21 protein-coding genes are annotated in these 22,903 nt (G+C 63.3%); 12 read left to right on the top strand and 9 right to left on the bottom strand.

Features of this window, described 5'->3' with window-relative positions:
• Positions 1-20 precede the first annotated feature (20 nt).
• The 3 genes from Q0602_RS20595 to Q0602_RS20585 all read left to right on the top strand — a co-directional run bounded on the left by Q0602_RS20595 (position 21) and on the right by Q0602_RS20585 (position 4,038).
• Positions 21-1,328 (top strand): MmgE/PrpD family protein, encoded by a 1,308-nt coding sequence (locus tag Q0602_RS20595; protein WP_298847572.1) that lies wholly within the window; start codon positions 21-23, stop codon positions 1,326-1,328.
• Between the two features lie 32 nt (positions 1,329-1,360).
• The gene (locus Q0602_RS20590; protein WP_298847570.1) at positions 1,361-1,750 is read left to right on the top strand and encodes an MAPEG family protein; all 390 of its coding nucleotides are present in this window, start codon (positions 1,361-1,363) and stop codon (positions 1,748-1,750) included.
• A 155-nt stretch (positions 1,751-1,905) separates the two neighbouring features.
• Entirely contained in the window at positions 1,906-4,038 is a 2,133-nt protein-coding gene (locus Q0602_RS20585) for an EAL domain-containing protein (protein WP_298847566.1), read from the top strand.
• A gap of 39 nt (positions 4,039-4,077) precedes the next feature.
• Here the strand turns inward: Q0602_RS20585 and Q0602_RS20580 are convergent, their stop codons facing one another.
• Together Q0602_RS20580 and Q0602_RS20575 are read right to left on the bottom strand one after the other, a co-directional pair.
• Complete coding sequence (locus Q0602_RS20580; protein ID WP_298847564.1) at positions 4,078-5,355, bottom strand: Xaa-Pro peptidase family protein; 1,278 nt, start codon at positions 5,353-5,355, stop codon at positions 4,078-4,080.
• 80 nt (positions 5,356-5,435) lie between these two features.
• On the bottom strand, positions 5,436-6,320 hold the full coding sequence (locus tag Q0602_RS20575; protein WP_298847562.1) for a hypothetical protein: 885 nt from the start codon (positions 6,318-6,320) through the stop codon (positions 5,436-5,438).
• 104 nt (positions 6,321-6,424) lie between these two features.
• On the opposite strand from Q0602_RS20575, the gene Q0602_RS20570 reads away from it, so the two are divergent.
• Both Q0602_RS20570 and Q0602_RS20565 read left to right on the top strand, forming a co-directional pair.
• The gene (locus Q0602_RS20570) at positions 6,425-7,318 is read left to right on the top strand and encodes a LysR substrate-binding domain-containing protein (protein ID WP_298847560.1); all 894 of its coding nucleotides are present in this window, start codon (positions 6,425-6,427) and stop codon (positions 7,316-7,318) included.
• Between the two features lie 49 nt (positions 7,319-7,367).
• A complete protein-coding gene (locus Q0602_RS20565) occupies positions 7,368-8,252 on the top strand; it encodes an LD-carboxypeptidase (RefSeq protein ID WP_298847557.1) in 885 nt (294 codons plus the stop codon).
• An 88-nt stretch (positions 8,253-8,340) separates the two neighbouring features.
• On the opposite strand, the gene fadA is transcribed toward Q0602_RS20565, so the two are convergent.
• Both fadA and fadB read right to left on the bottom strand, forming a co-directional pair.
• Entirely contained in the window at positions 8,341-9,516 is a 1,176-nt protein-coding gene (fadA, locus tag Q0602_RS20560; protein ID WP_295038851.1) for an acetyl-CoA C-acyltransferase FadA, read from the bottom strand.
• Between the two features lie 26 nt (positions 9,517-9,542).
• On the bottom strand, positions 9,543-11,708 hold the full coding sequence (gene fadB, locus Q0602_RS20555) for a fatty acid oxidation complex subunit alpha FadB (RefSeq protein WP_298847555.1): 2,166 nt from the start codon (positions 11,706-11,708) through the stop codon (positions 9,543-9,545).
• Between the two features lie 312 nt (positions 11,709-12,020).
• On the opposite strand from fadB, the gene Q0602_RS20550 reads away from it, so the two are divergent.
• Together Q0602_RS20550 and slyA are read left to right on the top strand one after the other, a co-directional pair.
• A complete protein-coding gene (locus Q0602_RS20550; RefSeq protein WP_295038847.1) occupies positions 12,021-13,148 on the top strand; it encodes a DUF5924 family protein in 1,128 nt (375 codons plus the stop codon).
• A gap of 86 nt (positions 13,149-13,234) precedes the next feature.
• Complete coding sequence (slyA, locus tag Q0602_RS20545; RefSeq protein ID WP_295038845.1) at positions 13,235-13,687, top strand: transcriptional regulator SlyA; 453 nt, start codon at positions 13,235-13,237, stop codon at positions 13,685-13,687.
• 74 nt (positions 13,688-13,761) lie between these two features.
• Here the strand turns inward: slyA and Q0602_RS20540 are convergent, their stop codons facing one another.
• Positions 13,762-14,283 carry a hypothetical protein gene (locus tag Q0602_RS20540; RefSeq protein WP_295038843.1) on the bottom strand — a complete coding sequence of 174 codons (522 nt, stop codon included), beginning with the start codon at positions 14,281-14,283 and terminating at the stop codon, positions 13,762-13,764.
• A gap of 224 nt (positions 14,284-14,507) precedes the next feature.
• Here Q0602_RS20540 and Q0602_RS20535 point away from each other — a divergent pair, with 224 nt between their 5' ends.
• A complete protein-coding gene (locus Q0602_RS20535; RefSeq protein ID WP_071230430.1) occupies positions 14,508-14,963 on the top strand; it encodes a universal stress protein in 456 nt (151 codons plus the stop codon).
• Positions 14,964-15,022: 59 nt separating this feature from the next.
• Here the strand turns inward: Q0602_RS20535 and Q0602_RS20530 are convergent, their stop codons facing one another.
• Positions 15,023-16,954, bottom strand: coding sequence for an ATP-binding cassette domain-containing protein (locus Q0602_RS20530; protein ID WP_298847551.1), 1,932 nt, complete (start codon positions 16,952-16,954; stop codon positions 15,023-15,025).
• Positions 16,955-17,153: 199 nt separating this feature from the next.
• On the opposite strand from Q0602_RS20530, the gene Q0602_RS20525 reads away from it, so the two are divergent.
• Together Q0602_RS20525 and Q0602_RS20520 are read left to right on the top strand one after the other, a co-directional pair.
• Positions 17,154-18,029 (top strand): TatD family hydrolase, encoded by an 876-nt coding sequence (locus Q0602_RS20525; protein WP_298847549.1) that lies wholly within the window; start codon positions 17,154-17,156, stop codon positions 18,027-18,029.
• Positions 18,026-18,508 carry a hypothetical protein gene (locus tag Q0602_RS20520; protein ID WP_295038837.1) on the top strand — a complete coding sequence of 161 codons (483 nt, stop codon included), beginning with the start codon at positions 18,026-18,028 and terminating at the stop codon, positions 18,506-18,508. The genes Q0602_RS20525 and Q0602_RS20520 overlap by 4 nt, the downstream gene beginning before the upstream one ends.
• Here Q0602_RS20520 and Q0602_RS20515 read toward each other — a convergent pair.
• A complete protein-coding gene (locus tag Q0602_RS20515; RefSeq protein ID WP_298847546.1) occupies positions 18,465-19,058 on the bottom strand; it encodes an elongation factor P hydroxylase in 594 nt (197 codons plus the stop codon). The genes Q0602_RS20520 and Q0602_RS20515 overlap by 44 nt on opposite strands.
• Positions 19,059-19,170: 112 nt before the next feature.
• Between Q0602_RS20515 and Q0602_RS20510 the strand changes: the two genes are divergently transcribed.
• Both Q0602_RS20510 and Q0602_RS20505 read left to right on the top strand, forming a co-directional pair.
• Positions 19,171-20,595: an MATE family efflux transporter gene (locus Q0602_RS20510; RefSeq protein ID WP_298847544.1), complete on the top strand. Its 1,425-nt coding sequence runs from the start codon at positions 19,171-19,173 to the stop codon at positions 20,593-20,595.
• 105 nt (positions 20,596-20,700) lie between these two features.
• Complete coding sequence (locus Q0602_RS20505; protein ID WP_295041204.1) at positions 20,701-21,396, top strand: hypothetical protein; 696 nt, start codon at positions 20,701-20,703, stop codon at positions 21,394-21,396.
• 46 nt (positions 21,397-21,442) lie between these two features.
• Here the strand turns inward: Q0602_RS20505 and tusA are convergent, their stop codons facing one another.
• Positions 21,443-21,685 carry a sulfurtransferase TusA gene (gene tusA, locus Q0602_RS20500; protein WP_149435781.1) on the bottom strand — a complete coding sequence of 81 codons (243 nt, stop codon included), beginning with the start codon at positions 21,683-21,685 and terminating at the stop codon, positions 21,443-21,445.
• A gap of 26 nt (positions 21,686-21,711) precedes the next feature.
• Entirely contained in the window at positions 21,712-22,788 is a 1,077-nt protein-coding gene (gene rlmM / locus Q0602_RS20495; RefSeq protein ID WP_295041206.1) for a 23S rRNA (cytidine(2498)-2'-O)-methyltransferase RlmM, read from the bottom strand.
• Between the last annotated feature and the right edge of the window lie 115 nt (positions 22,789-22,903).

Below are 22,903 nucleotides of genomic sequence, written 5' to 3'. Positions count from 1 at the left end.
CGCGATCAGGACCATTCACCATGTCCTATCTGGACCCCATCGACTGGATTCATCGCTTCGAGCCCGGCGAGCTGGAGGTGCACCATTTGCACCAGTCCAAACGCTGTCTGCTGGATCTCATCGGCGTTGCCGCCGCCGCGACCCGGACCGAACTGGCCGGCATCGCCGCACGCTACGTTCGAACGCAGCACGGCGGCGGCCGACCGCTACTATTTACCCCCGGCAGCGCCTCGGAAACCGGCGCAGCACTGCACGGTGCCTGGCTGATCGATGCTTTCGATGCCCACGACGGCCAGGTGTTGACCAAAGGACATGCTGGCGTTGCCGTGTTGCCGGGACTGCTTGCCCATGCCGAGACCGAGAGATTGTCCGGACATGAGTTCCTCGGCCTGCTGACGCTCGGCTATGAAGTGGCCACGCGCGCCGGGATCGCCTTGCACGCCACCGCCTGCGACTACCACACCTCAGGGGCGTGGAACGCCATTGCGGTCGCCGCGCTCAGCTCGAAACTGCTGGACCTCGATCGTCGTCGCCTGCATGAAGCGATGGGCATTGCGGAGTTCTATGGGCCACGCAGCCAGATGATGCGCTGTATCGACCATCCGACCATGGTCAAGGACGGCTCCGGCTGGGGCGCGATGGGGGGCGTGGCAGCCAGCCTGCTGGCGCGAGACGGCTTCACCGGGGCGCCCGCCGTCACCGTTCTCGACGAGGCCGTCGCCGACATCTGGAACGACCTCGGCCGACGCTGGTATCTGCACGAACAGTATTTCAAGGCGTATCCGGTCTGCCGCTGGGCCCAGCCGGCGGTAGAATCGATTCTTTCCCTGCGAAACTCGATCGGTCATTCGGGCCGCATCGCACGGATCGACGTCCATACCTTCCATGAAGGCGCATGTCTGGCGACGGCCAACCCCGCTACCACCGAAGCAGCCCAATACAGCCTGCCCTGGCCAGTTGCCTGCGCAGCGGCCTCGGGGCGTGTCGATGCCGCTAGCGTCACCCGACTGCTGGCAGACCCCGACCTGAAGGCTCTGGCTCGCCGCGTTCATGTCCATCGTCATGACGACTACGATGCAAAATTCCCAGCGGAGCGCTGGGCGCATGCCACTGTCACGCTCGACGATGGCCGGGTGCTGGCCAGCGGGCCCTGCGAGGCTCGTGGCAATCCCACCAATCCCTTCAGCGACACCGAAATCGAGACCAAGTATCGCCAGTTGACGGAGCCGGTGCTCGGCAAGCGAGCGGATCCCCTCCTCGAGATCGTGATGACACTGGAGCAACGGCCGGCAAGTGATCTGCTACCTTGGTTAGGAGCGGCGGAGTAGCATCGCAACGGGAGCCGGTCGAGAGGATGTTGATGAGTCTGCCACTTTGGTGCCTGCTGACAACCGCCCTGCTGCCGTTCTGGCTGGCCTTCTGGGGCAGCAGTGTCAGGCGGCGTGAATTTGGGCGGATGGACAATCATCACCCGCGCCAGCAGTACGCGCGAATGGAGGGCCGAGGCGCCCGTCTCTGGGCGGCACAGCAGAATGCCTGGGAAGCCCTGGCCCTGTTCACCGCCGCCATCGTCGCCGTCGAGACAGTGGGGAGCGGCGGCTGGCTGGCGGATGTCGCCTGCGTCATCTTCGTGGTGGCCCGGATCGGCCATGGCCTCTGCTATGCGCTGGATCTGGCCACCCTGCGTTCGGCGATCTTCGTGGTGGGTTTTCTCGCGGTTCTGGCTCTGTTCGCCATCGCGCTGCTGTAAAGACCGAGCCCGGTTGGGCGCCTTGCACGATCATGATTGGCGCCAACTGCGCATGGGCGACGCCCTGACATCAAGTTTTCACTGAAGTCGCCGATACGATTTCCATCACGCCGCGTGAATGCATTTCGCCATTCAGCGCGATCGAGATCCACTTCATGCCCATTGATGACGATCCTCAGAGTGACCAGCCTCTCGATGCCGGAAGAACCGCCGGAGGGGCGACCTCGACCCCAGTGTCGTCGCGGCATTCGATGACCGGGGAAGGAACCCATCGCCTCTGGCTGCTGGAAGCGATGACAGCCGCCAGGGCCTCCTATTGGCGATGGTCGTCTCCGGACCGCGGCTTCCTGTGTGGCACGGCCGTGGGCGACACCGTCGAAACGCATGAGCAGATGTGGATCGACTGGTGGTCGCTGCTGAAGACGATGCCATCGACCGAGCGCCGCCGCTTGATCTCGCTCTGGCGGCGCATCAACGGCGGCGAGCAGAGTGACATCGACCTGTTGATACGCGCCGATACCCGCCAACCCACGGTCTGGTGGCGTGTCCGTGGCGCGGTCGTCGCCAGGGACGAGGCGGCGGCGCCACTCGTCGCCACCGGCACCTGGGAGATCATCGACGACCCCCGCGATCAGCGTGGGCGTAGCAGCGTGAGAGCTCACGCTTTCGCAGCCTCCCGCGATCCGATGCTGGTGGTGGACGAGCGCTGGCACATCCTCGAGACCAACGATGCCTTCATCGAGCTCGGCGGCCGGCCACCGGACCAGATGCAGGGCCAGGCACTGCAGCGCTACATCGAAGCCGAGGTCCTGAGGTCCGATCCGTCAGCGACCGCGGTCAGTGACCGAACCCTGCATCACGAGGGGCTCTTTCACGTCGACGGAGAGCCTCCCATTCCCGTCGAGCTGGCACTTAGTCACTTCACGCTGGATGATACCGGGCAAACCCATTACATCGTTGCCCTGCGCGACATCTCCGCCCGCAAGCGTTCCGAGCGGGAACTCGAACATCTCGCCAGAATCGACACGCTGACCCAGCTCCCCAACCGGGCGGCGCTTCAGCAGACCCTGAACCGGCGCCTGCTCAAGCTCGCCCCGGAACATAGCTTGGCGGTGCTTTTCGTCGATCTCGATGGCTTCAAGTACATCAACGATTCGCTGGGCCACCAGTCGGGCGATGCGCTACTGAAAATCATGGTCAAGCGCCTGCGTGCCACGCTACGGAGCAGGGACCTGGTCGCACGCTGGGGCGGCGATGAATTCGTGGTGGTGATCGACGTCGACGGCGACAGGCAACTGGCCGACAAGATCGCCAGGCGACTTCTCGAGGCGCTATCCCATCCCATGGTGATCAGCGGGCATCAGATCAGTGTCACCGCCAGCATCGGCATCGTCCACGCCCCCGAGAACGGTCGCGATGGCGAGACCCTGCTCAAGCATGCGGACATCGCCATGTACGCCGCCAAGGACAGGGGCAAGAACGCCATCGTCGCCTACCACCGGGAATTGAAACACCACAACCTGGAGCAGATATCGATGCTCTCGCGCCTGCGCGAGGCGATCGCCAAGGATTCGCTCGATTTCGTCGTCCAGCCCAAGTTCGATGACGGCAATCGCGTGATCGGTGCCGAACTGCTGGCGCGCTGGACGACCGAGGAGTATGGCCAGGTGCCACCCGGCGTTTTCGTGCCACTGGCGGAGCACAACGGCATGGCATCATCGTTGGGGAACCTGGCGATCGAGAGAGCCGCGCATTACGCCGCCCTTCTCGCCGCGACCGGCAACCCCCTGCCCGTTGCGGTCAACATCTCTGCCCTGCACGTCATGGATGACGAACTGGCGGACACGCTGCGACGCGCCTGCGAACGCCACCGGATCACCACCGACCAGATCGAGCTGGAGGTGACGGAGTCCGTCTTCCTGGAGAACACGCAGGCGCCGGAAGCCAGGATCGAGCATCTCAGGCGCCAGGGTTTCCGGGTGGCGATGGACGACTTCGGCGCCGGCTACTCCTCGCTGGGCTATCTCAAGCGGCTTCCCTTCGACACCATCAAGATCGATCGCAGTTTCATGCATGACCTGGAGACGGACCAGCGTTCACGCCACCTGCTGGCGGGCATCGTCGGCCTGTGCAACCTGCTCGGCATGGACACCGTCGCCGAGGGCGTGGAAACCGAGGAGCAGTGGCATCTGCTGCAAACCCTGGGCGTCAGGCAGTACCAGGGCTACTTCCTGGGCCGCCCCATGGAGATGGCTCAGTTGATCGAGCGCCTGGGGGAGCAGCCTTGACACGGAACAGCGCCGCCCGCGCTGATCCAATCCACGCTATTACCCGGCCAACAGCGTGTCGCTGAAAGGGTAGCGCGACAGTTTTGCAATGCCCGTGTCGGTGATCAGAACCTCTTCTTCGAGCTTGACGCCGTCAGCCGCCCCCACTTCCCCGATATAGCTCTCCACCGAGACCACCATGCCGGGCTCAAGGATGCCATCTTTCGAAAAACGGTCGAAGTCCATGTGGTGGGCGACCAGCGGCGTCTCGCCATGCATGCCAACGCCATGGATGATCGACGGATAGCGACGATCGAGGAACCGTTGCGGGATTTTCCATGCCCGTTCGGCAATCTCGCGGTAACTCATCCCCGGCTCGAGAATGTCCATGTTGTGATGAACCTGATCGTAAGCCATGCGATAGAGACTGCGCTGATAGGCCGAGGGCTTGCCGGGGCCGACGTGGAAGGTGCGCGAGAAGTCCGAGTAATAGCCGTGACAGCCAATGGTATCGGTATCCAGCGCCACCAGCTCTCCCGGACGGATCACTCGATCGCTGGCCTCGTTGAACCAGGGATTGGTGCGCGGGCCCGAAGACAGCAGACGGGTCTCGATGAACTCGCCCCCCTGCTCTATCACGTTGCCGTACATGATCGCGAACAATTCGTTCTCGGTGATCCCCGGACGGATCGCCTCCTCGACACGCGCCACGGCCGCCTCGCTCCCTGCCATCGACTGCGCCAGGCAGGCAATCTCCTCGGGTGTCTTTATCCGGCGGCAATGTAGCGTGTCCTGCATGCAATCGAAGACTTCCAGTCCCTGCACCTCCAGTGAACGGGCCAGATTTAGCGCGCAACGATCGAGTCCGACCTTGCGATTTCCGTTGCCGTGCTGGGCAACCAACTCGGCGATCTCGATTCCGAACGGGTCGCTGGAAAGATTGTCGCGCTGGTTGACCGCCGACCACACCACCTTCGACGTGCGTGACTCATCGATCGTCTCCAGCCAGGTCGAGACGTGCGCGCTGCCCGGATATTCGAACAGGATGATCGGTCCCTCCAGCGGTACGTAGATATAACGTGTCGAGTTGCGCAGAAAATAGCCGAACATGTTGCGCGAGCCGGTCGCGTAACGCTGGTTGTTGGGGTCGAACAGCACCAGCGCAGCGTACTCCTGCTCACGCATCATTTCGCGCAGACGCGCCAGACGGCCGGCACGAAGTTGTCTGGGATCGAACGCGGTGGGGATGCTGTCGCCATTGGCCATCGGCGCGGAGGCGACGACGGGAATCTCATCGGGTTCATGATCGGAAAGCGGTTCGAACTCCACGGTGCTCATGGAAAGGCTCCAGCAGTTATCAGGGACAACGGAAGCACTCGGGCTTCATCGCGACGGTCGGAATGACCGGGGATCATCGATCAGTCGGCGAGCGTGTCGCTCCGGCGTGCCTCGCCCTCGCGCAGCATCCGCTCGTGAATCGGTGCCATGCGGCCGAAGATACGGCGGGCCCGCTCGGGGCGGCCGACGAATCCCGGCTCCTTGGCGTAAGCGAAGATGACGGTGTGGCGTTCCCGCTCACCGACCACCGGCGTGACGCGGTGGAGTGAATAGCGGCCAAAGAAGACCTGCAGGTCTCCCAATTGGAGATCCCGCGATTTCAGCTCTCGGGTATCGCCATCCAATACCGCTTCCACCGCCTCGAAATTCTCCCCTTCGGGACTACGGATGCCTGGCACGTACTCGAACCGCCCCCCCGCCTGCGGCTTTCGCGTCATCAGCGTGACGATGAACTCGTTGGTGTCGTAGTGCCAAGGATGCTGGCACCCCTCGCGAAGAACGTTCACGACCAGGTCCGCCAGCGGATCGGCGTACTCGTGGATGGTCTCCATACCAACCACGCTGGCGATGAAACGCTGGAACTGGGGATGCCGATAGAGCTGGCGGATGATAGTTCGGTCATCGATGCGATCACCGGCGACAAAGCCATTGGTTCTGTCGTCGAAGCGATTCTTGGGGTGCGACGCGGGGAGCGAGGTATCGCCGTCGGAGTTGTAGGGATTGGTCTCGTTCCGGTTGTAGTGCGCTTGGGGGGAGAGCCGCTCGGTCTCCTTTTCCAGAGGAGCCAGGGCCGCTTCGGGGACGAAGCGCTCGAGCACCACACAGCCGTCGTCGGCGAGCTGCGCGCGACACGCTTCTACCAGTTGCCGGCCTTGCGCGCTGGCGAGATCGTGAAGCGGAAACCGATCGAGATCGACCAGCCCTTCCAACGTGTTGGCCGAGGCATCGATGACGGAACCAGACATGGAAACTCCTGCGATCAATAATGACGTCTGGACAGGCTAGGGGCCCCCGTTCAACAATAAAAATGAATAGTTGGCATGAAATCTATTTTCAGGAGTCATTAATAATGGACCCGGATCTGCTACGTGCCTTCGTTGCCGTTGCAGAATGCGAAGGCTTCAGTGCCGCCGGCCGTATTCTCAACCGCACTCAGTCCGCCGTCAGCCTTCAGATCAAGCGCCTGGAGGACCGCGTTCGCGAGCCACTGTTCGAGCGCACCAGCCGAAGTGTCGTCCTGACCTCGGCGGGGGGCCGCCTGCTACCCTATGCGCGACAGATTCTCAAACTGCAGGATGAAGCCAGGCGCGTGATGCTGAGTCAGCGCGAGGGTCGCCTGATCCGACTTGGCGTGTCCGACGAGCAGGCCACTGCCTACCTGCCCCACCTGTTGCCGCGATTCGCCGAGACGTTTCCTCATGTCCGTATCGAGATCGTCTGCGATATCAGCGGCAATCTCGTTCAACGGTTTCAGGAGGGCCTGCTCGATGTGGTGCTCGCCGTCCGTCACGGCCCCACGCAGACCGGGCAGCTGCTGGGCCGCGAGCGGATGGTGTGGGTCGTTGCCGAACAGCGCAGTCTGCATGACTGGGAAGTGCTGCCGCTTGCGCTCAATCCCGAAGGCTGCATCTTTCGCGCTCACGCTTTCGCCGCCCTGGGCAGGAACGATCTCCAGTGGGACGTGCGCTACACCAGCCCATCGCCGACCGGCATCAATGTCGCTGTTCAAGCCGGTCTGGCGTTGACGGTGAAGACGCCTCGCAGTATACCGCCGGGTTGCCGCGAAATGCCGAGGGATTCCGGATTGCCCGAGCTGGGTCATGTCGAAATCGAGCTACACCGGTCGCCGGGCGAGCTCAGCGAGGAGTTCGAGTCGTTCTGCCTCGCCCTGACCGGCATCGTGACCCAGGCGGACTCGGTGCAGGAGGTCGAGCCGGTAGCGCCACAGGCGGCACTAACGTAACGTATCGGACTCCATTTTCCCTCTCGACGAGCCTGCGACGACGCCTCCCATGTCAACGACGTTCAGCCTGATAGCCCCTGCATCGTTCACCCGCCCCGAGATACTGGACCAGGCCGCGGAAGCCTTGCGGCGGTTCGGCATCGAGGTGCGTTTTCCCGCCCAGCTGCAGAAGCGGCACCGCTATCTGGCCGGCGATGTCGACCATCGCCTGAAGACGCTCCACGAAGCCTACGCCGATCCCGACACCGATGCCGTGTGGGCCGTTCGCGGCGGCTACGGCTGCGCGCACCTGGCCACCGAGATCGACTGGCAGCGGCTGCCGTCCAAACCGCTGATCGGTTACTCCGACCTCAGTGTGCTGCTGGATCAGTGCCACCGCCATGGGCTGCCGGCGATCCACGGCCCGGTAATGAAGGAAGGCGTGAAGCTCACGGCCGATAATCCTTCCCTGCGTGCCGCCAGCCATCGCGACTTCGGCGCGCTGCTCGCACTCCTCGAGGGCCGACCTGCCGAGAGCGTGACCTTGACGCCCATCACGGCAACCGCCTCCGCCACCATCGAAGGGCCGCTGGTCGGGGGCAATCTCTCGACCCTGGCCAGCGTTGCCGGCACCCCCTTGGCGTTCCAGGCACCGCCAGGCGCCATCGTGATTCTGGAGGACGTCGGCGAGCCCTACTACCGGCTCGAGCGCGATCTCTGGCAACTGGCCTACTCCGGCGCGCTGGATGAGGCGGCTGCCGTCTGCATCGGTACTTTCGACAACTGCGTACCCTACGGGGACCTGAAAATAGAGACGCTGTTCGAAGCGTGGCTGACACCCCGGGGCCTGCCGCTCTACGCCGGTCTCCCCATCGGCCACGGTCGTGACAACCTGCCTTGGCGCTATGGTGCCACGGGACGGATCGCCGACGGCCGACTGCAGTTTCGCGCCTGAGTCGCTGGTTGCAGCCGACGAAAAAAAGCCGCCTCGCACAGGCGAGGCGGCAGTCTTCGGTTGGGCCCCCTGATCGCGGATTCGAACCTTACACGCGCTCGAATACCGTGGCGACGCCCTGCCCCATGCCGATGCACATGGTGGCCAGACCCAGCGTGGTGTCCTGCTGGCGCATCACGTTGAGCAAGGTGGTGCAGATACGCGCCCCGGAACAGCCCAGCGGATGGCCGAGGGCAATCGCGCCACCGTGCAGGTTGACGGCGTCGTCGAGCCGATCGAGCAGCTCGAGATCCTTGAGTACCGGGATGGACTGGGCAGCAAAGGCCTCGTTGAGCTCGACCGTCTGAATATCGCCGATCTGGAGCCCGGCGGCCTTGAGCGCCTTCTGTGACGCCGGCACCGGGCCGTAGCCCATGATCGAGGCATCGCATCCGGCCACGCCGGTCGATACCACCTTGGCGAGAGGCTTCAGCCCCAGCGATTTGGCCCGCTCGTAGCTCATCACCATCAGCGCCGAAGCGCCGACCGAGAGTGCCGAAGACGTGCCCGCGGTGACGGTGCCATTCTTGGGATCGAATGCCGGCTTGAGCGAAGCCATCTGCTCCAGCGTGGCGTCCTCTCGCACGACTTCGTCGTGTCTGATCAAGCTACGGTAGCCCTGCGAATCGTGACCTTCGATCGGCACGATCTCGTTGTCGAAATAGCCCAGGCGATTGGCCTCGCTGGCGCGCTGATGGGAGCGCAACCCGAACTGATCCTGCTGTTCGCGGGTAACGCCGTGCATCTTGCCCAGCAGCTCGGCGGTCAACCCCATCATCATCGCCGCCTTGGCGGTCGTCTTGCTGGCCGCCGGATTGACGTCGACGCCGTGGGTCATCGGCACGTGTTCCATGTGCTCGACGCCACCGATCAGGTAGCAATCGCCCATGTCGGCACGGATATTGGCCACCGCGATATGCAACGCGCTCATCGACGAGCCGCACAGGCGGTTGATGGTCTGCGCCGGTACCGAGCGGGGAATGCCGGTCAGGATGGCGGCGTTGCGCGCAACGTTCATCGACTGCTCGAGGGTCTGGTTGACGCAGCCCCAGAGGATGTCGTCGACGCCCGCGGGGTCGAGCTTGTCGTTGCGGGTGAACAGCGCCTGCATCACCGCGGCGGAGAGGTTCTCGGCGCGGACGTGACGAAAGGCGCCGTTCCTGGCCTTGGCCATGGGCGAGCGCACGGCATCGACCACCACGGCATCTCTAGCGTTCAAACTCATGACTGTGACTCCGATTGGTGGTGGGTTCAGCGATCGCTGGCGTCAGGGTAGAAACGCTCGCCGCTGGCGGCCATCTCCCTGAGCCGGGCCGTCGGTGCATACAACGCACCGAGCTCATCGGCGAGCCGGTCGGCCATCGCCACGAACTCGGCCACGCCCATCGCGTCGATGTAGCGCAGCGCGCCACCGCGGAACGGCGGGAAGCCGATACCGTAGATCAGCGCCATGTCCGCCTCGGCGGGCGACCCGACGATACCGTCTTCGAGACAGCGCACCGTCTCCATGCAGAGCGGCACCATCATGCGTGCAATGATCTCGTCGTCGGAGAGCTCACGCGTTTCACGGGCGACCCCGGCCACCAGTCGGTGCGCCTCGTCGTCGTGGACTTTCTTCGGCTTGCCCTTCTTGTCTTCCTCGTATACGTAGAAGCCCTTGCCGTTCTTCTGGCCCAGGCGCTGGTTGTCGAGCATGACCTGAATCGCCGACTTGCCATCGTGGGCCATGCGATCCGGGAAACCTTCCGCCATCACTTCGCTGGCGTGAACGGCCGTGTCGATACCCACCACATCAAGCAGGTAGGCGGGGCCCATCGGCCAGCCGAAGCGCTCCATGATCTTGTCGGCGCGCTCGAAGTCCACCCCGTGCTCGACCAGGCCGCTGAAGCCACCGAAGTAGGGAAACAGCACACGGTTGACCAGGAAGCCGGGGCAGTCGTTGACCACGATCGGCGTCTTTCCCATCTGGCGGGCGTAGGCGACCGTCGCGGCGACCGCGGCGTCGGAGGTCCTGGCGCCGCGAATGACTTCGACCAGCGGCATCCGGTGCACCGGATTGAAGAAGTGCATGCCGCAGAAGTTTTCCGGCCGCTCGAGGTCGGCCGCCAGCCGATCGATGGAGATCGTCGAGGTGTTCGAGGCAAGGATGGTATCTTCCGAGACGCTGGCCTCGACCTCGACCAGCACGGCGGACTTGATCCTGGGGTTCTCGACCACCGCCTCGACCACCAGATCGACGTGATCGAAATCGCCGTAGGAGAGCGTCGGGCGAATGTTGCTCAGCACCTCCGCCAGCTTGGACTGACTGAGCTTGCCGCGCTCGAGCTGCTTGGTCAGCAGTTTGCGAGCCTCCTTCAGACCCAGCTCGATCGCCTCAGGCTTGATGTCCTTCATCAGGATCGGCGTGCCCTTGTAGGCGCTCTGGTAGGCGATCCCGCCTCCCATGATGCCCGCGCCGAGCACGGCGGCCTGGGCGACCGTTCCGGCACTCTTCTCGTACTGCTTGGCCTTCTTCTTGACCGCCTGATCGTTCATGAACAGGCCGACGAGGTTGTAGCAGACGTCGGTCTTGGCGAGCTTCGCGAACGCCTGGGCCTCGATCGCCTGCGCTCGCTCGCGGCCCTCGCCCGCCCCTTTCTGGATGACGCGGATCGCCTCGATCGGTGCTGGGTAGTGCGGCCCCGCCTTGCCGGCGACGTAGCCCTTGGCGGTCTCGAACGCCATCATCTGCTCGACCGCGTTGAGCTTGAGTGGCGACCCCTTCTCGGTGCGACGCGCGCGGTAGTCGAAATCACCGGCGTTGGCCTTGTCGAGTATGTCCCGGGCCGCAGCCATCAGCCTGTCCTGAGGCACGACGTCGTCGACGGCGCCCACCTTGAAGGCCGTCTCCGCATCGTTCTGCGAGCCACCAGCGATCCACTCGATGGCATTGTCGGCACCGATCAGACGCGGCAGGCGGACGCAGCCACCCCACCCCGGCACGATGCCCAGCTTGGTCTCGGGCAGCCCGATCTGCGCGGTTTCCGCCATGACGCGGAAATCGGTGGTCAGGCTGAGCTCGCAGCCACCGCCCAGCGCCAGGCCGTTGAGCGCCGTGACGGTCGGAAAAGGCAGGTCCTCGATACGGTTGAAAAGTGCGTGGATGCGCGTGTTCATGTCGACCAGGAACGACTCGTCCCTGGCGAACATGGCATGAAACTCGGTGATGTCCGCGCCGACGATGAATACGTCCTTGGCGCTGGCCACAATCAGCCCCTTCAGGCCGGTCTCGGCTTCCAGGGCGTCGACGGCCAGCGACAACTCGCCAATGACCGCAGACGACAGCTTGTTGATCGCTTCATCCTTGAGGTCGAGCGTCAGCAGCGCTATGCCGCCGTCCTGGACCTCGACCCGGATGGCATCGCCTTGATAGAGCATGGGAAATCTCCGTGCCATGACTGCGAAAAGGCCCCTCGCCATCGACGACGGGGCGAATCATACGACTGTTTGAATATCGAGAGCTTGAGCCGCGCGACAAGGGTCGTCAAGCTCAACCAAAGTCTCGCACCACCGTCTTCACCCTTTGACGATAGCGAGGGTCTGGCCGGCGCCAGAAATCCACGTCCGCCGCTTTCGCGCAAAATGGATCCCCAACCGCTAGAATGTTCCGCCCGTCGACCGGTCGGTGCTCCTCATCCGGATAACCGACCGTGCGTCCCCCCCGTGAGTCGATTCGAAGGAGCCCGGACCGTGGCCGTGAAAGAAACCGTGACGCCCCCGATACTGGCTCGGCTGGAACCACTTGTCACTCGTTTACGCCGTTACCACTGGGCCTGGCCTCCCATCGCGTTCGTGCTGGGACTGCTCGGCTTTTTCCTGGTCAATCGACAGCAGTGGCTGGGTGGCGTGCTGGCGCTGGGTCTGGTGCTGACCTGGGCGCTGTTGATCATCGAGAGCGTTGCCAGCAAATGGTTGTCGCGGCGGGGACGCAACGCGGCGCTGCCTCGCGCGGCGGCGACTTTCATCGCGCAGATGGTGCACCAGGAGACACTGTTCTTCTGCCTGCCGTTTTTCCTCGCCACCACCATCTGGACCAGCGGTCAGGCGGTGTTCACCGGGCTACTGATCGCCTGTTCGATTCTCGCCATTCTGGACCCGCTGTACTTCGGACTCTCCAACCGCCACCGCTGGCTCTACTTCCTGCTCCACTCGCTGTGCGTGTTCGTGGTGATGCTGGTCACGCTCCCGATCATGCTGAGCCTGACCACCGGCGAGAGCCTGGTGCTGTCGATCCTGGCAATGATGTTCTTCAGTCTGCCCAGCGTCCTGGGACTCCTGGGATCTGGCGGCGTCACTCGCTGGCTTGCCATGGTGGGGCTGCTGATCATTCTGGGCGGCATCGCCTGGACCGGGCGCACCTGGATACCGCCGGCGACGTTGTGGCTATCCGGCAGCGCGCTCTCCCCCGGCTTCGACACGGCGGCCCGAGAGCCCAGCGGCAGCATGGTGCTGACGCCCCAGGCGCTTCGGTCGCGAGGACTCTACGTTTACACGGCGATACGGGCCCCCCGTGGGCTGCGCGAGAAGATCTATCACGTCTGGCGTCACGACGGTAACGTCGTGGAGCGCATTGCGCTGGTCATTCATGGCGGACGCGATCAGGGCTACCGGGCCTGGACGCACAAGCAGAATTTCTCCGGCGAACCGGAAGGGCGCTGGCAGGTGGACGTCATCACGCAAACCGGACAGCGTATCGGCAGCGTGCGGTTCACGGTGGCCGCGAATGACGACGCGACGGTCGCCGATGGCAGGATTCAGCGCCCACCGGGCATCCCCGGATGGAATATTCGTCATGTATTAGGGAAGAATGTTGAATAGGGCGACTAATCGCCAATCATTGTGGCTTGCATTATCCTGCGGCGCTTTGGAGAATGTTAGGACGTTCACGATTCAGGTAATCCGCTATGGCACAGCATATCGGCTCTAAATTGGCACGTTTGCCGCGACTCTGGCGAGCCGTCATCGATGAACGCCTGGCACCGCTGGGTTTGACTCAGACACGCTGGGTGACACTCTGGAATCTGCGCAACATGGGCGGAGGCCAGGCCCAGTGCGACCTGGCGCGAGCCATCGGCGTGGAAGCCCCCTCGCTGGTGCGGACGCTGGACCAGCTCGCTGAGCAGAACCTGATCGAGCGTCGCCCATGCGCCGAGGACCGACGCACCAAACGGCTGCACCTGACCCACGAGGCGACACCGCTCCTGGAAAAGATCGAGAAGATCGTCAACGAGGTGCGAGACGAGATGCTGGGTGGCTTCACGCCGGACGAGATCGATATCTTCGAGGGCATGCTGGACCGCATCGAGAAGAATGGTCTGGAGCTGCAACGCCAATCCGAGCAGGCCAAGGCCAGCTGACGACCCGATACCGGCGCTGAGACGGCCCACCCGCCGCGACAACGCGATGCCACCAGGGAGGGTGGCGCCGTCCATCATAGCGGCCTGGTGGGAACTTCGGCCTTTTTCCCGCTTCCGGCCAGCCTGTCCCGCATGGCCAGCCAGTTTGCCCAATCCTGCTGAAAATCCTCCAGGCTCATCGCCTCCTGCCACCAGACGCACATCGTGTGCTTACCGGATTCGACGATCAGCGCATCCTTCGGCAAGGCATCCAGCCACTGCTCGAGAGACCGCAACCGCTCGGCGTCCAACGGCGGTAGCGGTGCCTGGCGCCACCGCCACTGACCCGTTGCCGCCTCCAGTGCGTCACTGGCGACGTCGTTGCGTATCAGCGTGAAGTCGCTACCGGACGCCGTGCCCGGGTAGCGCAGTCGATACCCCGTCAGGGCGACATTCGGCAGTGCCAACGGCGCCTTGGTGAAGTTCAACTCCCCGCCATTGGCCTTGACGTACCGACGCAACTGGCCACGTAGCGTCTCGCCACGACTAGGCCGCAGCCACACCATTGGCGAGAGCATCAGTAGTATCGCAATCAACAGAAACCCCAGTACCGCCATAAATTCTCCTATATTCCGCGCTAGGCTTCTTGGTGATCGCTATAGATCCGGACATGAAACGATGCATCGTGCCTTGGCGGTGACATCACGTTGCTTCGCGTGAACACATGCCTGATGATCGGCTGCGGCGCCTGACCGCAGGTCGTTGCCGAAAATAGCGTTGTGCCGTTCATTGGCCGCGCTTACAGTTATCCATGTTCATTCGCCGGACGGGGGATTACCCGATGAGCAACGAATACCATCACGTGCTGGTTGCCGTGGATCTGACCAAGGATTCGCACAAGGTCCTGGAACGAGCGATTCCCATCGCGCGCCGCAACCAGGCCAAGCTCTCGATCATCCACACGCTGGAGCCTTTGGGATTTGCCTACGGTGGCGACATCCCCATGGACTTGACGAGCATTCAGGACCAGCTCGACGAACATGCGACACAGCGCCTGGCCGATATCTCGGACCCTTACGACATTCCGCGGGAGGATCAGCATATCGTGGTCGGGATGCCGGACACGGAGATCCAGCGCTTCGCCAAGGAGCACGACGTGGACCTGATCGTCGTGGGTTCCCACGGCCGCCACGGCTTCGCCCTGCTGCTGGGCTCGACATCGACCGGCGTACTGCACGGCGCCGAGTGCGACGTACTGGCGGTCCGCGTCGGCAAGGATGGTGAAACCGAAGAGTGAGGCCGATGCCCCGCACTCACCGCCCACGGCGGGCGGTGAGCAGGTACTCTGCCACGACTTCAGCCACTGCCTTCCGCCATCGCCTCCAGCTCCATCCACCGCTCCATGGCCCGATCCAGCTCCGCCTGGGTGTCCGACAGCGCTTCGATGGCCTGGCTCACTGTCTCGCCATCCTGCTGATAGAAATCCGGCGCCCCCATCCTGGACTCGAAGTCGGCGATCCGCGCCTCCAGCGCCTCGATCGTAGCCGGCAGCGTGTCGAGCTCGCGCTGCAGCTTGTAGGAGAGCTTCTGGCGGCGCTTGTCGCCATCTGCCTTCGCCGCCGACTGACTGTTCGGGGCCGTCTGCCGCTCGGTCAGTTTCTGCTGGGCCTTGCGGGCTTCGGCCAGCTCCCAGGGCGCCGGCGGGAGACGACCGCCCTGGCGCACCCAGTCGCTGTAGCCACCCACGTAGCTGCGCACGACGCCGTCGCCTTCGAAGGCCAGTACGTCGGTGACCACGTTGTCCATGAAGGCGCGGTCGTGGGAGACGAGCAATAGCGTACCCTCGAAATCGAGCAGCAGCTCCTCCAGCAGCTCCAGCGTCTCCACGTCCAGATCGTTGGTCGGTTCGTCGAGCACCAGCACGTTGGCCGGCTGGGTGAAGAGCTTGGCCAGCAGCAGCCGGTTGGACTCTCCGCCGGACAGCGCCTTGACCGGCTGTCTTGCGCGCTCGGGCGTGAACAGGAAATCCTGCAGGTAGCTGATGACGTGCTTGTCCTTGCCCGCCACCGTCACCTTGTCGCTGCCCTGGGCGACGTTGTCGTAGACGCTCTTGTTCGGCTCGAGCCCGGCGCGCAACTGGTCGAAGTAGGCAACCGAAAGGTTGGTACCCATTCTCACGCTGCCCTCGCTCGGCTCGAGCTCGCCCAGCAGGATCTTGAGCAGCGTCGTCTTGCCGGCGCCGTTGCGCCCGATCAGACCGATACGATCGCCACGCTGAATCTCCAGAGAGAGATCGCGGATAATGCAGGCATCGGCGTAGTACTGCGTGACATTCTGCAGCTCGACGACCCGCTTGCCGCTACGCTCGCCGCTATCCACCTGGAACGACGCCTTGCCTTGGCGCTCACGACGCCGGGAACGCTCGTTGCGCATCTTCTCGAGCGCTCGCACACGCCCCTCGTTGCGGGTGCGGCGTGCCTTGATGCCTTGGCGAATCCAGGTCTCTTCCTGTGCCAGTTTCTTGTCGAACTCGGCGCGCTCGCGAGCCTCGACCTCCAGCTCGTGCGCCTTCTGCGCCTGGTAGGTGGCGTAGTCACCGGGATAACGTCCCAGCCGCCCGCGATCGAGCTCCAGGATGGTGGTCGCCAGCTTCGACAGGAAGGCGCGGTCGTGGGTAATGAACAGCACCGCACCCTCGAACGCCAGCAGCTGTTCCTCCAGCCAGGTAATGGTATCGATATCGAGATGGTTGGTCGGCTCGTCGAGCAGCAGCAGATCGGGGCCCGACACCATCGCCCGCGCCAGCGCCACCCGTCGACGCCAGCCTCCCGACAGACCGCTCATCATGGCGTCGGCGGGCAGGCCAAGACGCGTCAGCACGGTATCGATACGCTGGTGAAAGGACCAGCCATCCTGCGCCTCCAGTCGCGTCTGCAGCGTCTCCAGGCGCCGCATGTCCGGTTCGGCCATCGCCACCAGACGGTGATACTCGGCCAGCAGCTCCCCGGTCTCGGGCAGGCCTTGGGCGACGACTTCGAAGATCGTCGCCTCGTCGGCATCCGGCAGGGTCTGCTCGAGCACGCCGATCTTGAGTCCCGGTGCGCGCCAGATATGGCCATCATCGGCCTGGTTGTCGCCCGAGATCAGTTTCAGGAGGGTCGACTTGCCGGTGCCGTTTCGCCCCACCAGCGCCAGGCGTTCTCCCTTCTCGATCTCCAGATCCGCGCCATCGAGAAGCGTGTGGTGGCCGTAGGCCAGTTGCAGTTGTTCAAGGCGTAGCAGAGCCACGTGGGACCTCGCGATCGTGAGTCTTCGAAATGACGTGAGTGGGTAGCTTGATGGCTATTCCGGCCGAGCGTGTCGTCGGCCCGCATTGTACCTTGCCAGCCCACCCTCGCCGAAATGGATTGGCTTACGCTTCGCCCCTGGACCCGTGCGCTTTACAATGCCTGCCGACAAACTTCTCCCCGACCGAAAGGAGTGCCGCGTGAGCGACACGCCACAGCAGCAAGCATCCGGCCACGACACCCCCCTGCCGGAAGCGTTACGCATCACCTCGCCGTCACCGCTGGTCGATATCGGCGCCAACCTGACCCACGACAGCTTCGAGCGGGATCTCGAGGCGACCCTTACTCGGGCGGCCGACGCCAATGTCACGACGCTGGTGGTGACTGGCGCGGATCTCGAAGGCGCCACCAGGGCGGCTCGACTGGCGACTCGATTTCCCGGCCTTTACGCGACGGCCGGCCTGCATCCTCATCATGCCTCCGAGTGGTGTCCGGAGCTGGAGCAGGCGATGCGTGAACTCCATCGACACGAGTCGGTCGTCGCAGTGGGAGAGTGCGGTCTCGATTTCCACCGCAACTTTTCCTCTCCCGCGGACCAGGAGCGCGCCCTGGAAGCGCAACTCGCGCTGGCGGCGGAGTCTGGCTTGCCGCTGTTCCTCCACGAGCGAGATGCCGGGAAGCGCATGCGGGAGATCCTGAGCGAATGGCGGGATCGCCTCGGCGACGCCGTCGTGCACTGCTTCACCGGAGATCGGGAGACGCTCCACGGCTATCTCGACCTGGACCTGCACATCGGCCAGACCGGCTGGCTCAGCGACGAACGCCGCGGTCATCATCTCCGCGAGTTCGTCGCCGACATCCCCGCCGAACGCCTGATGGTGGAAACCGATTGCCCCTACCTGCTGCCGCGCAACCTGCTGGCGAAGATAAAGGGGCGCCGCCATGAGCCGGCTCTGCTACCTTGGATAGTGAGAGAACTGGCTCACTGGCGCGGCGAGAGCGAAGCCGAGTTGGCACATCGAACCACGCTGACGGCCAAGCGCTTCTTTCGGCTGAACGAGGACGCTGGCAAATGACCGACTATCCAGGATTCATCGCCGTCGAGACCGGCGACGACAATTCGCTGCCGCTGGCCATTGCCTGGGCGCTACCCAACGGTCAGATCAAGCACACCCTGATCCAGCCGGACGACGAGTGGCTGGACGACGAGCTGCTCTCCCTCGGTGGCTACGATCTCGACGAGCTTCGACATCTCGGCATCAGTCCGTTGGACGTGCTCAGGGAGCTGGAGAACGACCATTTCAGCGAGACACTCTATACGGCGGGCGTTCAGGATGATGAAGCCGCCCTGTCGCTGATGTTCGACGACTTCGGTGTCGACCCCTTCGTCGAGCTTGCCCCGGCGGCGAATCTCTACCCGGAACTCGATGCCGGCGACTGGTCACGGGCCCGCAGCGAGCTGTTCGGAGAGATGGGGCTGGAGCCCCTGCGCCCGGAGCACGAGGTTCAGGTCATGCTCCATCTCCATCAGCGTCTCCTTCAACGGGACGAGTAGCGCCGCGCGCCGCCAGCCGTTGCCGCCCCGCCGCAACGGCTGCCTCAATCCCGCCTCCTCCGCAGTAGAAGACGGCGAGCGCATCGATGAGCGCCTGTGCCCTTATGGGGATCCCTTCGCGTCGGTATCGCGCCGCCCGCGCCGCCACCTTCGCACTGAACGCGTCTCGGTCCACCTCGACGCCATCGAGATTGTCGACGCTGACCTCGAACGGCTTGCAACACGCCTCGCTGAGTAACGCCTCCAGCGCCTGGGGCGCGGTCTCGACACGCTCGAAGTCGACCTGCCGCTCGGCATCCCGCCCGTCGGGCTCATACCAATAGCCGTAATCCTCGAGCTGGCGACGTGCCTCGCCGGCAATGCACCAGTGGCTGATCTCGTGCAGCGCGCTGGCGAAAAAGCCGTGGGCGAAGACGATCCGATGATGATCGTGATGCGCGTCCGCCGGCAGATAGATGGGTTCGTCCTCCCCGCGCACCAGTCGCGTGCGATGACTGTCGGCAAAGATACCGTCGAACAGGGCAATCAGGTCTTCGATGTCATGTGTCATCAGGGCCTCCGAAACTGCGCCGGAGTATACGTAAGTTCACACCTGACGCCGAGCGCTGCCCAGCGACTCCTGCTAGAATCGCCGTCCTGTCCGTTCGGTCAAGGAGCGCCTCGTGTCGTCGACCGTCAGCCGTTTCCATCGCTGCCGCCGGGAAACCGGAAGCCTCGTGCGTCTGGGCCTGCCCATCTGCGGCGCGCAATTGGCTCAGGCAGGCATGAGCGCGTCGGATGTCATCATGTCTGGCCGGGCCAGCGCCATCGACCTGGCGGCGGTTTCCGTCGGTGCCAGCTTGTGGGTTCCGCTGATGCTCTTGATGACCGGAACCTTGATGGGCCTCACTCCCATCGTGGCCCATCGAATGGGCGCCGGGAGTCACGATCAGGTCCGCGGCAAGGTCCACCAGGCGCTTTGGGTGGCGCTGATCCTGGGAATTCTCAGCGCCCTGGCCATGACGCTGGGCGCCAGCGCCATCTTCCACCTGATGCAGATTCCCGCCGATGTCGCCAGTCTGGCGACCGCTTACTTGAACGCCGCCGCTTTCGGCATTCCCGCCGTGGCGATATACCAAGCGCTACGCGCCTTCTCCGACGGCATGCATCACACGCGGCCCGCCCTGTGGATCAGCCTTCTCGGTCTTGCGGTCAATATTCCCGGCAATTTTCTGCTGATCTACGGCGGCCCGGGACTGGTCGGGCTATTCGGCAACGGGATCCCCCTTTTTCTGCAGCAGCTACCCGCGCTGGGTGCATTCGGATGTGGTATCGCGACCGCCGTATCGATGTGGGCCATGTGCCTGGGTATGATCTGGTACACCACTCGCAGTCGTGCCTATGCCCCGGTAGTCCTGTGGGCCTCCCCGACCCCGCCCCGCTGGCAGGATATCGCGGAGCTTCTGTATATCGGCCTCCCGATTGGCCTGGCCATCTTCTTCGAGGTCACGCTGTTTACCGTGATCACGCTTCTGGTCGCCTACCTCGGCGAGATCACCGTGGCTGCGCACCAGATCGCCCTCAATGTCACGTCGATACTGTTCATGCTGCCGCTGTCGTTGAGCATGGCCCTGACCGTCAGGGTCAGCAACCGACTCGGGGCGGGCAATGCGGCCGAGGCACGCTTCGTGGCCTGGAACGGTATCGGCGTCGGCTTTGCCTTGGCGCTGCTCAACAGCACGCTGATCTGGCTTCTGGCGGCTCCGGTAGTGTCGCTCTACACCAGCAACGTCGACGTGCGCACCCTGGCCATGTCACTGATTCTGCTGGCCATGCTGTTTCAGATTTCGGACTCGCTCCAGGTCAACCTGGCCGGCGCCCTGCGTGGCTACAAGGACACCAGGGTCGTCATGGGCATCACCCTGTTTTCCTACTGGTTCGTCGGCCTGGGATGCGGCCACTTGCTGGGGCGCGGCCTGGAGAACCTGTTCGACGCACTGGGCATCTATGGTTACTGGATCGGGCTCAATGCGGGCTTGACGACGGCAGCGGGGCTACTCGCTTGGCGTTTATGGCAGGTCGGTAGCCGTCGGTTGACGAAAAGCTGAAATTATCGTCATTGAGTCTACCGCGGGGCTTAACATGCCCTTCCTGGCTGTGCTAATACTGGCATCAGGCCTCAAGCCGTGACATTGCCGACCAGGAGGGTAGCCATGGGTGTCCCACTTTCCCCTCGATCCGCGCAGATCATTGATCTGGAAACCATGAGGCATCGGCTGAGAGCCAGGAAGCGGTTGGTCCGGCTATCGCCCGAACTCGACGGCCTGGAAATGCTCTACTACCTCGCCTCCGATCCCGACACGCTGTACGGCATGCCACTGCTGGCATGGGGACTGCGCGAAGACGACGAAGTCGTCGGGCTGGTGCCCTGGATGGAGTCATTGGCACCTTGCCACGAGCTGGACGATCCCGAATATGGCCACTTCGTGGGCTATCGCGATCCCGAGACGCACGAGATATTCCACGACGCTCCCGAGCACAAGATTGCCGAGCTGGCGCACGCGGCAGCCTATTTCGATTATGAAGAAACCCAGGACGTCTCGTTGACCCAGCAACTGCCGGAAACCCAGGGCACGCACGCACTGTGCATGGACGAGGATGGCAAGCCCTGGCAACTCAAGCAGATCTTCGGTTGGCACCTCTACAGCAATGGGGCCGTCGATGCGATGCTGGTCGACGACACACGGGCGACGTCACTTCCCGTTCTGCTGGGGGACGACTGCCTCTATCCCGGTCGAAGTCGCCACCACACGCTCTATTTTTTCCAGCGCAATATCGCCAACCGCATCCGGAACGAAGATCCGGATACTCTGGAGGCGCTGGCACTGATGGTCATGCCGGGGAACTGACCCGTCAGCTGAAAAGAGTGGCCAACCGGCCCGCTTCGCCGCTATCTCATCCCAACAGGATGCGATAGCGGTATTCTTCCCCATCCTGGCTCTGTTCGATGAGCCGATGTCCCAGGAAATTGCAGAACTTGGGGATGTCGCGGGTCGTCGCCGGATCGGTGGCGAGCACTTCCAGGATGTCACCGGTTGCCATGTCTCGCACCTTGTTGTGCATCAGCATGATCGGCTCCGGACAGTAGAGTCCCCGTGTATCCAGTCTCTCCCCTTGATGAAGCCGAGCGTCGTTCATGGTTGCCTCGCGCAAGCTATCGTCGTTCATTCATCCAGTCTCACGTGGACGGTGACCTCTTCACGGTCATGATACAGGTGGCGACAGGCGATGCTAGCGCTCACGCCTGCAGTCTTCAACGAACCCTCGAGCCGTATCAGGCAACGCCGAACTTCCTCCCACCTTTTTTTCATCGGCAGTTTCAGGTTGAAAATCGCCTCGCGGCACCAGCGTTTGATCAGCCAGCGTTCGACCATATCGATCACTCGCATCGGTTTGTCGACGATATCGCACACCAGCCAGTCGAGCCGGTACGGCGGTTCCCAGACAAAACCGTCTTCACGCAAGTGCTCGACCTGCCCCGTCGCCATCAATCCTGGCGCCATGGGCCCGTTGTCGATGGCATAGACGAACATTCCACGACGCACCAGCTGGTAGGTCCAGCCACCCGGCGCTGCGCCCAGGTCCACGGCTTGCATGCCGCCGTGCAGGCGCGATTCCCAGGCCTCTTTCGGCACGAAGGTATGCCAGGCTTCCTCGAGTTTGAGAGTCGAACGGCTCGGAGCATCGGCGGGATGGCGGAGGCGCAGAATCCCACCCGGATGATCGCTGCGATTGCCCGGAAAGCTCATGCCGACCTGTATCGAATCGCCGGCCAGCCAGAACAGATGGAGCCTTCGCCCCCCGGCCTTGCGCCGCAGGCCACCTCCTCGCTTCAGCGCACTCTCCAGAGGCCGGCTCAGAGACTTGGCCAGGCGCCCAAGACTCTTGCCGTCATTGGTATCCGGGGTCTCGTGCCAGATCGACTCGAAATTCCAGCCACTCTCATTGACCAGATCCGCGATGGACGAGATTCGGTCCTCACGCGAGAGGGCAAGTGGCTCGAACGCGACGAGTGACTGTCTCGCGAACACCAGTGACTTCAGCGGCAGCTCGCGATGAATGCTATTTGCGGGCCGAAAGTCATGGCTTTGCCAGCGTATGAAACCGCTATTGGCTTCTGCCATGACCACCTGCCCAAACTCGCCGATTTCGGATGCGCGCCCCGTGATCTCGGCGGCGAGATCCGGCTCGAAACCGGCTCGGCAATACAGCAGCCACTCGTTGGGCACTCGATTCACAATCACCTCGCTACGCTAACGCTGACTCGAAATCAGTCCAACAAAGAAAAACCCCAGCTTCTCTCGAAGCTGGGGTTTCTGAATAAGTGCCTGACGATGACCTACTCTCACATGGGGA

The sequence above is a fragment of the uncultured Salinicola sp. genome, assembly GCF_937921195.1.
Classification (GTDB): Bacteria; Pseudomonadota; Gammaproteobacteria; order Pseudomonadales; family Halomonadaceae; genus Salinicola.
Note: the sequence above shows the minus strand (reverse complement) of the source record. Positions and strands in the feature narration are given on the sequence as shown.